Origin of the sequence: Mycolicibacterium phocaicum (assembly GCF_010731115.1) — a bacterium.
Lineage (GTDB): Bacteria > Actinomycetota > Actinomycetes > Mycobacteriales > Mycobacteriaceae > Mycobacterium > Mycobacterium phocaicum.
This window is the reverse complement of record NZ_AP022616.1, coordinates 2,409,226-2,422,435: the sequence shown is the minus strand read 5'-3', so window position 1 is coordinate 2,422,435 and position 13,210 is coordinate 2,409,226. Positions and strand designations below refer to the sequence as shown.

Genomic DNA, 13,210 nt, shown 5'->3' with positions numbered 1-13,210 from the left:
CGAGCCAGCGGCGCCGTTGGGCGATCACAGACTAGCGCATCGGTGACCGACCTCCCGAATCGGCGTCAACCGCCAGGAACAATCCGTCAAGCACCGGGCGACACCGATGACAAGCGTGAGCAGCTCAGCCCATAGGATGGACCCCCGTGACCCCCGCCGATCTGGCTGAACTGCTCAAGAACACCGCCGCCGTGGTCCTGGTCGAACACGACCTGGACCTTGCCGCGCTGCCCGAAACAGTCGCCATCGAGCGTCCGCGTAACCCCGAGCACGGCGACTACGCCACCAACCTGGCGCTGCAGCTGGCCAAGAAGGTCGGCGTAAAGCCACGTGACCTGGCCGAATGGCTCGCCGAGAGGTTGATCGACGCCGACGGCATCGCTGAGGCCACCGTTGCCGGCCCCGGCTTCGTCAACCTGCGCATCGAGGCGTCCGCGCAGAGCGTCGTCGTCCTCAACGTGCTGGGCGCAGGCGACCGCTACGGCACCTCTGAGGAGCTCAAGGGTCGCCACATCAACCTGGAGTTCGTCTCGGCGAACCCGACCGGCCCCATCCACATCGGCGGCACCCGCTGGGCCGCCGTCGGTGACGCGCTGGGCCGTCTGCTGGCCACACAGGACGCCACCGTCGTCCGCGAGTACTACTTCAACGACCACGGCGGCCAGATCGACCGCTTCGCGCGCTCGCTGGTCGCGGCCGCCAAGGGCGAGCCGGCCCCGGAGGACGGCTACGGCGGCGACTACATCAAGGACATCGCGGCCGACGTCGTGGCCAAGCGGCCCGACGCGTTGAGCCTGCCGGCCGATGAGTGCCAGGAAGTCTTCCGCGAGCTCGGCGTGGATTTGATGTTCGGTCAGATCAAGCAGTCGCTGCACGACTTCGGCACCGACTTCGACGTCTACACCCACGAAGACTCGATGCACACCTCAGGGCGGGTGCAGGAGGCCATCGACAAGCTGCGCGACAACGGCTCGATCTACGAGCAGGACGGCGCAATCTGGTTGCGCACCACCGACTTCGGTGACGACAAGGACCGCGTCGTCATCAAGAGCGACGGCAACCCGGCGTACGTCGCCGGCGACATCGCGTACTACCTGGACAAGCGTCAGCGCGGTTTCGACCTGTGTATCTACATGCTCGGTGCCGACCACCATGGCTACATCGGCCGCCTGAAGGCCGTCGCGGCCGCGCTCGGCGAGGACCCCGACACCGTCGAGGTGCTGATCGGCCAGATGGTCAACCTGGTCAGGGACGGCCAGCCGATGCGCATGAGCAAGCGCGCCGGCACCGTCATCACCCTGGAGGACCTGGTCGACGCCATCGGCGTGGACGCGGCCCGCTACGTGCTGATCCGGTCGTCGGTGAACAGCCCCATCGACATCGACCTCGGGCTGTGGGCCAGCGCGTCCAACGAAAACCCGGTCTACTACGTGCAATACGCGCACGCCCGGCTGTCGGCCCTGGCGCGCAACGCCGCCGACCTCGGCCTGCAGGTGGACCTCGGACACCTCGACCTGCTGAGCCACGACCGTGAAGCCACCCTGATGCGCACCATCGGCGAGTTCCCGCGCGTCCTGAAAACCGCTGCTGCCCTTAGGGAACCGCACCGCGTGTGCCGGTATCTGGAAGACCTGGCCGGTGACTACCATCGGTTCTACGACTCCTGCCGCGTCCTCCCGATGGGCGACGAAGAGCACAGCGACCTGCACCGGGCGCGGCTCGCGCTGTGCGCGGCCACGCGCCAGGTCATCGCCAACGGTCTGCAGATCCTCGGTGTCAGCGCTCCGGAGCGGATGTGAGCGGGCAGCCGACCGGCAACGTGGTGCCGGAGAAGCCGCAGACGCCCGACGAGGTGAACCTGTTGGCGCCGAATGTCTGGCCGCGCAACCTGGTTCGGGGCGCCGATGGTCAGGTCAGTGTCGCCGGGGTCACGGTCGGTGCCCTGGCCGAGCAGTTCGGCACACCGCTGTTCGTCATCGACGAGGACGACTTCCGGTCCCGCTGCCGCGAGATCGCCGACGCCTTCGGTGGCGGCGAGCACGTGCACTACGCCGGAAAAGCGTTCCTGTGCGCCGAGATCGCTCGCTGGGTCGCGCAGGAGGGCCTGTGCCTGGACGTCGCCACCGGGGGCGAGCTGGCCGTGGCGCTGCACGCCGACTTCCCGGCTGAACGAATCACGGTGCACGGCAACAACAAATCCGTCCCTGAGCTGTCCGCCGCGGTCGAGGCCGGTGTCGGGCACATCGTGCTGGACTCCGAGATCGAGATCGAGCGCCTGGAGGCCATCGCCGGCGCGGCGGGTGTGGTGCAGGACGTCCTGGTCCGCGTGACCCCGGGCGTCGAGGCGCACACCCACGAGTTCATCTCCACGGCCCACGAGGACCAGAAGTTCGGTCTCTCGCTGGCCAGCGGCGCGGCCATGGAAGCGGTGCGCAAGGTCTTCGCCACCGACAACCTGCGCCTGGTCGGCCTGCACTGCCACGTCGGCTCGCAGATCTTCGACGTCGCCGGGTTCGAGATCGCGGCCCATCGCGTCATCGGCCTGCTGCGCGACGTCGTCGCCGAATTCGGCGTCGAGAAGACCGCGCAGATGTCGGTCATGGATCTCGGTGGGGGACTGGGCATCTCCTACCTGCCCAGCGATGACCCGCCACCCATGAAGGAACTGGCCGACAAGCTCAAGGCCATCGTGAAGGCCGAATCCGAGGCCGTCGGTCTGCCGACCCCCAAGCTGGTCGTGGAGCCCGGCCGCGCCATCGCGGGCCCCGGCACCATCACGCTGTACGAGGTCGGCACCGTGAAAGACGTTGCCGTGTCGGCCGACAAGTACCGGCGCTACGTCAGCGTCGACGGCGGCATGAGCGACAACATCCGGCCGTCGCTGTACGACGCCCAGTACGACGCCCGGCTGGTGTCGCGCGCCAGCGACGCCCCCGCGACGCTGGCCCGGATCGTCGGAAAGCACTGCGAGACCGGCGACATCATCGTCCGCGACACCTGGGTGTCCGAGGATTTGGTGCCCGGTGATCTGCTGGCAGTCGCCGCCACCGGCGCCTACTGCTATTCGATGTCCAGCCGGTACAACCTGCTGACCCGTCCCGCCGTCGTCGCGGTGAAGGACGGCAACGCACGCCTGATCTTGCGCCGGGAGACCGTCGAAGACCTGTTGAGCCTGGAGGTGAGTGGTCAATGAGTGAAAAGCCAATCGGCGTAGCAGTTCTCGGACTCGGGAACGTCGGGACCGAGGTGGTCCGGATCATCGAGGACAGCGCTGACGACCTGGCTGCTCGCATCGGTGCGCCCCTGGAGTTGCGCGGCGTCGGTGTCCGCAAGGTGGCCAAGGGCCGTGGCGTGTCGGTCGACATGCTCACCGACGACATCGAGGCGCTGGTGTCGCGCGACGACGTCGACATCGTCATCGAGCTCATGGGTCCCGTCGAGCCGGCCCGCAAGGCCATCATGGCCGCGCTGGAGCAGGGCAAGTCGGTGGTCACCGCCAACAAGGCGCTGATGGCGCAATCCACCGGTGAACTGGCCCAGGCGGCCGAAAAGGCGCGCGTGGACCTGTATTTCGAGGCGGCCGTCGCCGGCGCGATCCCGGTGATCCGGCCGCTGACCCAGTCGCTCGCGGGTGACGTCGTGCTGCGGGTGGCGGGCATCGTCAACGGCACCACCAACTACATCCTGTCGGCGATGAGTGAGACCGGCGCCGACTACGCCGACGCGCTCGCCGAAGCCGGTGTGCTGGGCTACGCCGAGGCCGACCCGACCGCCGACGTCGAGGGCTACGACGCCGCCGCCAAGGCCGCCATCCTGGCGTCCATCGCGTTCCACACCCGGGTCACCGCCGACGACGTCTACCGCGAGGGCATGACGAAGGTCAGCGCCGCAGACTTCGAGTCCGCCAAGGCACTGGGCTGCACCATCAAGTTGCTCGCCATCTGCGAGCGCTTGACCACCGGCAAAGGCAAGCAACGGGTTTCGGCTCGTGTGTACCCGGCGCTGGTGCCCCTGGACCACCCGTTGGCCTCGGTCAACGGCGCGTTCAACGCGGTCTTCGTCGAGGCCGAGGCCGCCGGCGAGCTGATGTTCTACGGCCGCGGCGCAGGTGGCGCACCGACCGCGTCGGCCGTCATGGGTGACGTCGTCATGGCCGCGCGCAACCGCGTGCAGGGTGGCCGCGGGCCGCGGGAATCCAAGTACGCCAAGCTGCCCATCGCCTCGATCGGCGCCATCGAGACCCGCTACTACGTCAGCATGAACGTGGCGGACAAGCCCGGTGTGTTGTCCTCTGTCGCAGCCGAATTCGGCAAGCGTGAGGTCAGCATCGCCGAAGTCCGCCAGGAGGGCATGGAGGACGAGTCCGGCCAGCGCAGCGGCGCCCGCATCGTCGTCGTCACCCACCGGGCAACCGACGAAGCGCTGTCGGAAACCGTTGCGGCCCTTGCCGATCACGAAGCAGTGCAGAGCATCAACAGCGTGCTGCGCATGGAAGGGACCAGTAAGTAATGAGCGTGCACAAGCCGTGGCCCGGCCTGATCGAGGCCTACCGGGACCGTCTGCCCGGCACCGAGAACTGGACGCCGGTCACCCTGCTCGAGGGTGGCACCCCGCTGATCCACGCCAAGCGGCTGAGCGAACTGACCGGCTGCACAGTGCATCTGAAGGTCGAGGGGCTCAACCCGACCGGTTCGTTCAAGGACCGTGGCATGACCATGGCCGTGAGCGACGCCGTGGCCCGCGGCCAGAAGGCCGTGCTTTGCGCGTCCACCGGCAACACCTCGGCCTCGGCGGCGGCCTACGCCGCGCGCGCCGGCATCACCTGCGCGGTGCTGATCCCGCAGGGCAAGATCGCCATGGGCAAGCTGGCGCAGGCAGTCATGCACGGCGCCAAGATCATTCAGGTCGACGGCAACTTCGACGACTGTCTGGAGTTGGCCCGCAAGCTGACCGCCGACTACCCGACCATCGCCCTGGTCAACTCGGTCAACCCGGTCCGCATCGAGGGTCAGAAGACGGCCGCGTTCGAGATCGTCGACGCCCTCGGCACCGCCCCTGACGTGCACTCGCTGCCCGTCGGCAACGCCGGCAACATCACCGCCTACTGGCGCGGCTACAGCGAATACCACCGCGACGGCGTCTCCGACCGGCTGCCCCGCATGCTCGGCACGCAGGCCGCCGGCGCGGCGCCGCTGGTGCTCGGCGAGCCCGTCAAGAATCCCGAGACCATCGCCACCGCGATCCGAATCGGTTCTCCGGCTTCGTGGGACGGCGCCGTGGCGGCCAAGGAGCAGTCGGATGGCCGCTTCCTCGCCGCCACCGACGAGGAGATCCTGGCCGCGTACCACCTGGTCGCCAAGGCTGAAGGCGTGTTCGTCGAGCCGGCCTCGGCCGCCAGCATCGCGGGTCTGCTCAAGTCCATCGAGGACGGCTGGGTCAAGCCCGGCTCGACCGTGGTCTGCACCGTCACCGGCAACGGCCTCAAGGATCCCGACAACGCCCTCAAGGGCATGCCCGAGGTCAAGGCCATCCCCGTCGACCCGACCGCCGTGGTCGAACAGCTCGGACTGGTCTGACGCCAGTGACCGAGAACCTGCCCGCCGGCCTGCTCGCCACCGCCGTCGTCCCCGCCTCGAGCGCCAATCTCGGCCCCGGCTTCGACAGCCTGGGCCTGGCGTTGAGCCTGTACGACGAGATTCAGGCTGAGACAACCGATTCCGGCCTCGCCATCGAGGTGACGGGGGAGGGGGCCGGGCAGGTTCCGGACGACGAGTCCCATCTGGTCGTGCGCGCGATCCGGCGTGGCCTGGCCGCCGGCGGCGTATCGGTTTCCGGTCTGAACATCAAGTGCCGCAACGTGATTCCGCATTCGCGTGGCCTCGGCTCGTCGGCCGCTGCGGTGGTCGGTGGCCTGGCTGTCGCCAATGGTCTTATCGCTCAGTCGGGTTCGCAGCCGCTGACGCTCGAGCAGCTGGTCCAGCTGTCGTCGGAATTCGAGGGCCACCCGGACAACGCCTCGGCCGCCGTGCTCGGCGGTGCCGTGGTGTCCTGGACCGAACCGGGCCCGACCTACGCGGCCGCGCCGCTGACGCTGCATCCCGACATCCATCTGTTCCCGGCGATTCCGCAGGTGCGGTCATCGACCGCGGAGACCCGGGCGGTGCTTCCCGAGCAGATCGCGCACAAGGACGCCACGTTCAACGTCAGCCGTGCCGCCCTGCTGGTGGTGGCGCTGACGCAGCGCCCCGATTTGTTGATGGCCGCCACCGAAGACGTGATGCACCAGCCGCAGCGCGCGGCGGCGATGCCGGCCTCCGCGGAATATCTGGCGATGCTGCGGCGTTCTGGGGTGGCAGGGGTGCTTTCCGGTGCTGGACCTGCGGTTATCGCATTCAGTACCGAGCCTGAACTGCCGGCCGAAGTCCTCGAATTCGGCGCGGCCAACGGTTTCGCCGTCGAGAAGATGGCGGTGGGCCAAGGGGTCCGCTGGACTGTCGGCGCCGGCGTCTGACGGAAAGCACACGCCGGAGTGGCAATTCTTGCTTCATTGTCGGATCAGAGATATTCTCGCAGCGTCCAGCAATCGCAGGCTCTAGTACCTGCGCCTACGGTAGGACGACCACTCTTCTCTTAGATGTTCAACTCGTGGACTGATGGTTCGCCGCACGGCGGCAAATCCTGGCGCTTGGCTGTTGCACTGCGCAGCCGACCCGGCATTTGACGAATGCGGTTCGGGGAAGCCGTCCGACTGCGAACACAACCCTCGCCTGATCAGCTGCGCGAGGGCACAGAAAGGAAATCCGTGACTGATACGGACCTCTTCACCGCCGACGGCAACACTGATGCGCCGGCAACTGAAGCGCCGGCGGCCGGACGCTCCGGATCGCTGACCAGCCTTCTGCTCCCCGACCTGCGCGCGCTCGCCGCCGAGGTTGGCGTCAAGGGCACCTCCGGGATGCGCAAGAGCGAACTGATCGCCGCCATCCGCGAGCACCGTGGCGAGGCCAACGGCGCCAAGACCGAGGCCAAAGCCGCCAAGGCCGAAGCCAAGAACGAGACCAAGACCGCCGAGGCCGTGAACGGCACCGACGCCCCCAGCGAGGCCAAGGAAGCCCCGGCGGCGACCAACACCGACGCTGCCGCCGGTGACGCCCCCGCGGCCGAGCAGGCCCCGCGCCGCGAGCGCCGTGGCGCATCGCGCCGGGCCGGCGCGCCCGCCGACGGCGACGCCGGTGATGCCGGCGACAAGCCCGCCGAGAAGGCGGACAAGGCCGAGAACACCGAGAACGCCGACGCCCCCCGCGAGGAGCGGAACCGCGAGCGGAACGCCGACAACAGCAACCAGGGCGGCAACAAGGCCGAAGGTAACCAGGGCGGCAACCGCGAGCAGGGTGGCAACCGCGACCGCGGCGGCGACAACCAGGGCGGCAACCGCAACCAGGGCGGCAACCGCAACCAGGGTGGTAACCGCGACCAGGGCGACAACTCCAACAACAACGACGACGACGACGACAGCCGCCAGGGCCGTCGCGGCCGTCGGTTCCGTGACCGCGACCGTCGTCGTCGTGGCGAGCGCGGCGACAACCAGGGCGGGAACGCCGAGACCGAACTGCGCGAGGACGACGTCCTGCAGCCGGTCGCCGGCATCCTCGACGTGCTGGACAACTACGCGTTCGTCCGCACGTCGGGCTACCTGGCCGGGCCGAACGACGTCTACGTCTCGATGAACATGGTCCGCAAGAACGGACTGCGCCGCGGCGACGCGGTGACAGGCGCCGTGCGGGTGCCGCGCGAGGGTGAGAACACCGGCGGCGGCGGCAACAACCCGCGCCAGAAGTTCAACCCGCTGGTGCGTCTGGACAGCGTCAACGGCGGTCCGGTCGAGGCCGCGCGCAACCGCCCCGACTTCACCAAGCTGACCCCGCTGTACCCGAACCAGCGGCTGCGCCTGGAGACCACGCCGGAGCGGCTGACCACGCGTGTGATCGACCTGATCATGCCGATCGGTAAGGGCCAGCGGGCGCTGATCGTGTCCCCGCCGAAGGCCGGTAAGACGACGATCATGCAGGACATCGCCAACGCGATCACCAAGAACAACCCGGAATGCCACCTCATGGTGGTGCTCGTCGACGAGCGTCCGGAAGAGGTCACCGACATGCAGCGCTCGGTGAAGGGTGAGGTCATCGCCTCGACCTTCGACCGGCCGCCGTCAGACCACACCCAGGCCGCCGAGCTGGCCATCGAGCGGGCCAAGCGCCTGGTCGAGCAGGGCAAGGACGTCGTGGTGCTGCTGGACTCGATCACCCGTCTGGGCCGCGCGTACAACAACGCGTCGCCGGCGTCGGGCCGCATCCTGTCCGGTGGTGTCGACTCCACCGCGCTGTACCCGCCGAAGCGCTTCCTCGGCGCGGCGCGCAACATCGAGAACGGTGGCTCGCTGACCATCATCGCGACCGCGATGGTCGAGACCGGTTCCACCGGTGACACCGTCATCTTCGAGGAGTTCAAGGGCACAGGTAACGCCGAGCTCAAGCTCGACCGCAAGATCGCCGAGCGTCGCGTGTTCCCGGCCGTCGACGTCAACCCGTCCGGTACCCGTAAGGACGAGCTGCTGCTCGGCCCGGACGAGTTCGCGATCGTGCACAAGCTGCGTCGCGTGCTGTCGGGTCTGGACCCGCACCAGGCCATCGACCTGCTGATGAGCCAGCTGCGCAAGACCAAGACCAACTACGAGTTCCTGGTTCAGGTCTCGAAGACGGCCCCGGGCAACATGGACGCCGACTAGGCGCCGGCCCACGCAAAAGCCCCCGAAATCAGCCGATTTCGGGGGCTTTTGCGTGTGGTCGTCGAATTACGGCTGGGCCTTCAGGCCCGGCATCACGTACCGCCGCACGTGTGCGAGCAGTTCGTCGGCACTGTTGGCGTCCAACCGCCGTCCGGGCATCGTGGCCAGCGACAGGATGACGCGCGCGATCCACTCGGCGGCGTCGTCGACATCGGTGTCGGGGTGGATTTCGCCGTTGTCGCGGGCGGCGACGAGGTAGCGGGACCAGAAATCGGCGAGGTCGGGGACCAGGCCCTGCACGCCCGCACCGGCGCAGGCGGCGAACTCGTCGGGCTCCTCGACGCGCAGCTTCATCAACAGCGCGCCGGGGTCGTCATAGGCGGTGCGGCCGTGCTGGATTCCGGTGACGATCTGGTTGTCCAGGCCTTCGATCGACGCGAGCATGGCGTGCGCGTCGGTCCAGTAGGCGTTGTTCAGCCGGACGATCGCGGCGCCCAGCAGCGTCACCTTGTCGGGGAAGTGCCGGTACAGCCACCCGCGGGAGACGCCGGCGGCCTCGGCGACCTCGGATACCGTCGTGGCGCGAATTCCCTTGGCGCGCATGCACTCTTCGGCGGCGTCGATGAGTCGATCGCGCACGCTTTTCGGGGATTCTGGGCTTGCCACCGGGATGTCTCCTCACATGTCAACCGGGCGAACGACGATTCTGCCAGGGCGCTGCCGCTATTGCGCTACCCGTCAACCATGGTAGACACTTTCAAGAATCTGTTCACTCCGGGTGGTCTGCGTGATCGCCCACCGCACCGGGAGCCCAAATGACGGACACCCTTCAGCAGTTGCTTCGCGAACGCGCCGACCAGGACACCCTCGCCGTGAAGTACGGCGAGACAACCCGGACCTGGCGAGAGTATGTCGGCGAAGCGCGGGCGCAGGCCGCCGCCCTGATCGGCCGGGCCGACCCACTGCGGCCGCTGCACGTGGGCACCCTGCTGGGAAACACCCCCGACATGCTGACGGCGCTGGCCGCCGCGGCACTGGGCGGCTACGTGCTGTGCGGCATCAACAACACCCGTCGTGGTGCGGCGCTCGCCCGCGACATCGCGCGCGTCGAATGCCAGATCGTCCTGGTCGACGACAAGCACCGCGATCTGCTCGACGGCCTCAGCCTGCCCGGCGTCACCGTCATCGACGTCACGGCGACCGAATGGCCGCAGCAGGACCTCATCCCGCATCGTGAAGTCGGGCCCGACGACACCTTCATGATGATCTTCACCTCCGGCACCAGCGGCGAACCCAAGGCCGTCGAGGTCGCGCACTCCATCGTGCTGTTCTCCGCGGTGGCGCTCGTCCAGCGCTACGAACTGACCGACAAGGACACCTGTTATCTGGCGATGCCGCTGTTCCACTCCAACGGCGTCTACGCCGGCTGGGGCGTCGCACTCGCGTCCGGCGCGGCGATGGCACCCGCGCAGTTCTCCGCGTCGCGGTTCCTCCCGGACATCCGCCGCTACGGCGCGACCTACATGAACTACGTCGGCAAGCCGCTGGCCTACATCCTGGCCACCGCCGAGCAGCCCGACGACCACGACAACCCGCTGCGCGTCGCATTCGGCAACGAGGCCGCCGACCGCGACATCGACGAGTTCAGCCGCCGCTTCGGCTGCAGCGTGTGGGACGGCTTCGGCTCTACCGAGCTCGCGATCATCATCACCCGCTCCGAGGGGACCCCGGCCGGCAGCGTCGGCAAGGGCTTCCCGGGTGTCGCCATCTACGACCCCAAGACTGTCCAGGAGTGCGAGGTGGCGCGCTTCGACGGCACCGGCGCCCTGATCAATGCCGAGGCGGCCACCGGCGAGCTGGTGAACACCGACGGCAGCGGCATGTTCCGCGGCTACCACAACGACCAGGGCGCGACGGACGAGCGGCTTCGGCACGGCATGTACTGGTCGGGCGACCTGGCCTACCGCGATGCCGACGGCTGGATCTACCTCGCCGGCCGCACCGCGGACTGGATGCGCGTGGACGGTGAGAACATCACCGCGGCGCCCATCGAACGAATCCTGTTGCGCCATCCCGTGATCAGCCGCGTCGCGGTCTATCCGGTGCCTGACGAGTTCGTCGGCGACCAGGTGATGGCCGCGATGGTGCTGCGCGACGGCCAGACCCTCGACCCGAAGTCGTTCGCGGAATTCCTGGCCGCACAGCCCGACCTGTCCCCGAAGTCGTGGCCGCGGTACATCTGGCTCGCCGACGACCTGCCCAGCACCGCGACCAACAAAATTCTCAAGCGGGAACTGGTCGCCTTGGGCGCCGATCCGGCCGGCCGGGTGGTGTGGAAGCGCGACGGTACGGAGTACACACCGCGCGCCGAAAACTGATTTCGACCGTCGTGTCCCCGCAATGGGTCCCCGTTCGTCTCACTGCTGTTGGACGATCAACCCAGAAGGAGACAACGATGAAATACGCAACGCTGATCTACATCAAGCCGGGCAGCCACGACACCGACATCACCGAGGAAGAGCACGCGGCCCTGAGTGCCGAGTACGCGGCGCTTCGTCAGGAACCGCAGTGCGTCGGTGGCGGTCACCTGCAGCCCGTCGAAACCGCGACATCGGTGCGGGCCGACCTGATCACCGATGGTCCCTTCGCCGACACCAAAGAGGTGTTCGCCGGCTACTTCGTCATCGACGTCGACAATCTCGACGAAGCCCTCAAATTCGCCCAGCGGATCCCGGCTGTGCGGCTTGGCGGCGGCGTCGAGGTACGGCCGCTTTTCGACGTCCCGGGCGAGGGGTAGGGCGGGCGAAGCGACGGGAAGGGGCAACGGGGCGAGCGAAGCGACGGGGAGGGTTGAGCTACTGATCGACGCCATCTTCCAGCGGGAGTGGGGCCGGGTCCTGGCCGCGCTCATCGGCATCCTCGGCGACTTCGAACTCGCCGAGGATGCCGCGCAGGAGGCGTTCGTCCGTGCCGCCGAGCGGTGGTCCCGCGACGGTGTGCCCGACGCGCCGGTGGCGTGGCTGGTGCGCACTGGCCGCAACGTGGCGATCGACCGGTTGCGCCGCGAGCAGACGCTGCGCGCCAAGACCCGGCTGCTCCACGCGGATCAACAGGCGACGACCATGGACGAGATCGACCTCGATGACAGCACCATCGGCGACGAGCGCCTGCAACTGATGTTCATGTGCTGTCATCCGGCGTTGGCGCGTGAGGCCCAGGTGGCGCTCACGCTGCGGGCGCTCGGCGGGCTGACGACGGCCGAGATCGGGCGGGCATTCCTGGTGTCCGAGGACACCATGAAGCGGCGCCTGTCCCGCGCCAAGGCCAAGATCAAGGCGACCAACATCCCGTTCGCCCTGCCGGCCGACCCGATGCTGCCGGACCGGGTGGCGGCGGTGCTCGCGGTGATCTACCTGATCTTCAACCAGGGCTTCACCGAGCGGGGCGACCTCGCCGGCGAAGCGATCCGGCTCGGCCGCCTGCTCGCCGACCTCTTGGCCGACGAACCAGAGGCCTACGGGCTGCTGGCCCTGATGCTGCTGCACGATTCGCGGCGCGCGGCCCGCGTGGTCGACGGCCGGGTGGTGCCCCTCGCCGAGCAGGACCGGACGCGGTACGACCAGGCCAAGGTCGACGCCGGCCGCGCCGCCCTCGACCGCGCGCTGGCCCTACGGTTGGCCGCCGGGCCATACGTCCTGCAGGCAGCCATCGCCTCGCTGCAGGCCGACGCGGAGATCGACTGGGACGAGGTCGTCGTCCTGTATGAGCGGCTCGAACAGCTCACGGGATCGCCGGTCGTGGCGCTCAATCGGGCGGTGGCCGTCGCCGAGGCGGGCGATCCCGCGCGGGCGCTCGGGCTCATCGATGCCCTTGATCTGGGCGAATACCGCTATCTGCCGTCGACACGGGCGGAATTGCTGCGCCGTTTGGGCCGGACCGACGAGGCGCGCAGCGCGTTCGAGCGCGCCCTGACCTTGACGACGACCGAGCCGGAACGACGATTTCTGCAGCGTCGGCTGGCTGAGCTGGGACAGCGCTCCGCCGAGGAATAGTCACCGGCCCGCAGGCGTTTAGGACCTTGGCGGCTGACCTGGCATAATCGACCGCCGAACCCCCTCGGTTCCGGTTCACGTCCGAATTCTCGGGCGACCCGGCGCCATCGAACACAGAGGACCATGAAATGAAATCGGGTATTCACCCCGCATACGTCGAGACCACCGTGGTCTGCGGTTGCGGCAACAGCTTCCAGACTCGTAGCACCAAGGAAAGCGGCAACATCGTTGTCGAGGTGTGCTCGCAGTGCCACCCGTTCTACACGGGCAAGCAGAAGCTTCTCGACACCGGCGGCCGCGTGGCCCGCTTCGAGAAGCGGTACGGCAAGCGCACCGCCGGCTCGAAGGCCGCGTCCGAGAGCTAGCTTCGACG

At 68.2% G+C, this 13,210-nt stretch carries 11 protein-coding genes; 10 read left to right on the top strand and 1 reads right to left on the bottom strand.

What is annotated here, in order from left to right:
- Window positions 1-146 precede the first annotated feature (146 nt).
- From argS to rho, 6 genes are all read left to right on the top strand, one after another.
- The gene (gene argS, locus G6N46_RS11565; protein WP_061003010.1) at window positions 147-1,799 is read left to right on the top strand and encodes an arginine--tRNA ligase; all 1,653 of its coding nucleotides are present in this window, start codon (window positions 147-149) and stop codon (window positions 1,797-1,799) included.
- The gene (gene lysA / locus G6N46_RS11560) at window positions 1,796-3,193 is read left to right on the top strand and encodes a diaminopimelate decarboxylase (RefSeq protein ID WP_138249513.1); all 1,398 of its coding nucleotides are present in this window, start codon (window positions 1,796-1,798) and stop codon (window positions 3,191-3,193) included. Before argS ends, lysA begins: the two co-directional genes overlap by 4 nt.
- Window positions 3,190-4,509: a homoserine dehydrogenase gene (locus G6N46_RS11555; protein WP_061003014.1), complete on the top strand. Its 1,320-nt coding sequence runs from the start codon at window positions 3,190-3,192 to the stop codon at window positions 4,507-4,509. Before lysA ends, G6N46_RS11555 begins: the two co-directional genes overlap by 4 nt.
- Entirely contained in the window at window positions 4,509-5,576 is a 1,068-nt protein-coding gene (gene thrC / locus G6N46_RS11550; RefSeq protein ID WP_061003015.1) for a threonine synthase, read from the top strand. The genes G6N46_RS11555 and thrC overlap by 1 nt, the downstream gene beginning before the upstream one ends.
- Before the next feature lie 5 nt (window positions 5,577-5,581).
- On the top strand, window positions 5,582-6,511 hold the full coding sequence (gene thrB / locus G6N46_RS11545) for a homoserine kinase (protein ID WP_138249512.1): 930 nt from the start codon (window positions 5,582-5,584) through the stop codon (window positions 6,509-6,511).
- A gap of 291 nt (window positions 6,512-6,802) precedes the next feature.
- Window positions 6,803-8,785: a transcription termination factor Rho gene (rho, locus tag G6N46_RS11540; RefSeq protein ID WP_061003025.1), complete on the top strand. Its 1,983-nt coding sequence runs from the start codon at window positions 6,803-6,805 to the stop codon at window positions 8,783-8,785.
- A gap of 66 nt (window positions 8,786-8,851) precedes the next feature.
- Here rho and G6N46_RS11535 read toward each other — a convergent pair whose 3' ends face one another.
- Window positions 8,852-9,451: a TetR/AcrR family transcriptional regulator gene (locus G6N46_RS11535; RefSeq protein WP_135355158.1), complete on the bottom strand. Its 600-nt coding sequence runs from the start codon at window positions 9,449-9,451 to the stop codon at window positions 8,852-8,854.
- Between the two features lie 149 nt (window positions 9,452-9,600).
- On the opposite strand from G6N46_RS11535, the gene fadD1 reads away from it, so the two are divergent.
- The 4 genes from fadD1 (at window position 9,601) to rpmE (ending at window position 13,202) form a co-directional block, all read left to right on the top strand.
- Window positions 9,601-11,163 carry a fatty-acid--CoA ligase FadD1 gene (fadD1, locus tag G6N46_RS11530; RefSeq protein ID WP_138249511.1) on the top strand — a complete coding sequence of 521 codons (1,563 nt, stop codon included), beginning with the start codon at window positions 9,601-9,603 and terminating at the stop codon, window positions 11,161-11,163.
- 77 nt (window positions 11,164-11,240) lie between these two features.
- Window positions 11,241-11,582 carry a YciI family protein gene (locus G6N46_RS11525; RefSeq protein ID WP_061003022.1) on the top strand — a complete coding sequence of 114 codons (342 nt, stop codon included), beginning with the start codon at window positions 11,241-11,243 and terminating at the stop codon, window positions 11,580-11,582.
- Window positions 11,530-12,837 carry an RNA polymerase sigma factor gene (locus G6N46_RS11520; protein WP_407665093.1) on the top strand — a complete coding sequence of 436 codons (1,308 nt, stop codon included), beginning with the start codon at window positions 11,530-11,532 and terminating at the stop codon, window positions 12,835-12,837. The genes G6N46_RS11525 and G6N46_RS11520 overlap by 53 nt, the downstream gene beginning before the upstream one ends.
- 128 nt (window positions 12,838-12,965) lie before the next feature.
- Window positions 12,966-13,202 carry a 50S ribosomal protein L31 gene (gene rpmE, locus G6N46_RS11515; RefSeq protein ID WP_020104122.1) on the top strand — a complete coding sequence of 79 codons (237 nt, stop codon included), beginning with the start codon at window positions 12,966-12,968 and terminating at the stop codon, window positions 13,200-13,202.
- Window positions 13,203-13,210 lie beyond the last annotated feature (8 nt).

Coding starts and splice junctions, on each gene's coding strand:
- G6N46_RS11555 (WP_061003014.1), top strand. CDS start 3,190: ATGAGTGAAAAGCCAATCGGCGTAGCAGTTCTCGGACTCGGGAACGTC.
- rpmE (WP_020104122.1), top strand. CDS start 12,966: ATGAAATCGGGTATTCACCCCGCATACGTCGAGACCACCGTGGTCTGC.
- G6N46_RS11525 (WP_061003022.1), top strand. CDS start 11,241: ATGAAATACGCAACGCTGATCTACATCAAGCCGGGCAGCCACGACACC.
- thrC (WP_061003015.1), top strand. CDS start 4,509: ATGAGCGTGCACAAGCCGTGGCCCGGCCTGATCGAGGCCTACCGGGAC.
- fadD1 (WP_138249511.1), top strand. CDS start 9,601: ATGACGGACACCCTTCAGCAGTTGCTTCGCGAACGCGCCGACCAGGAC.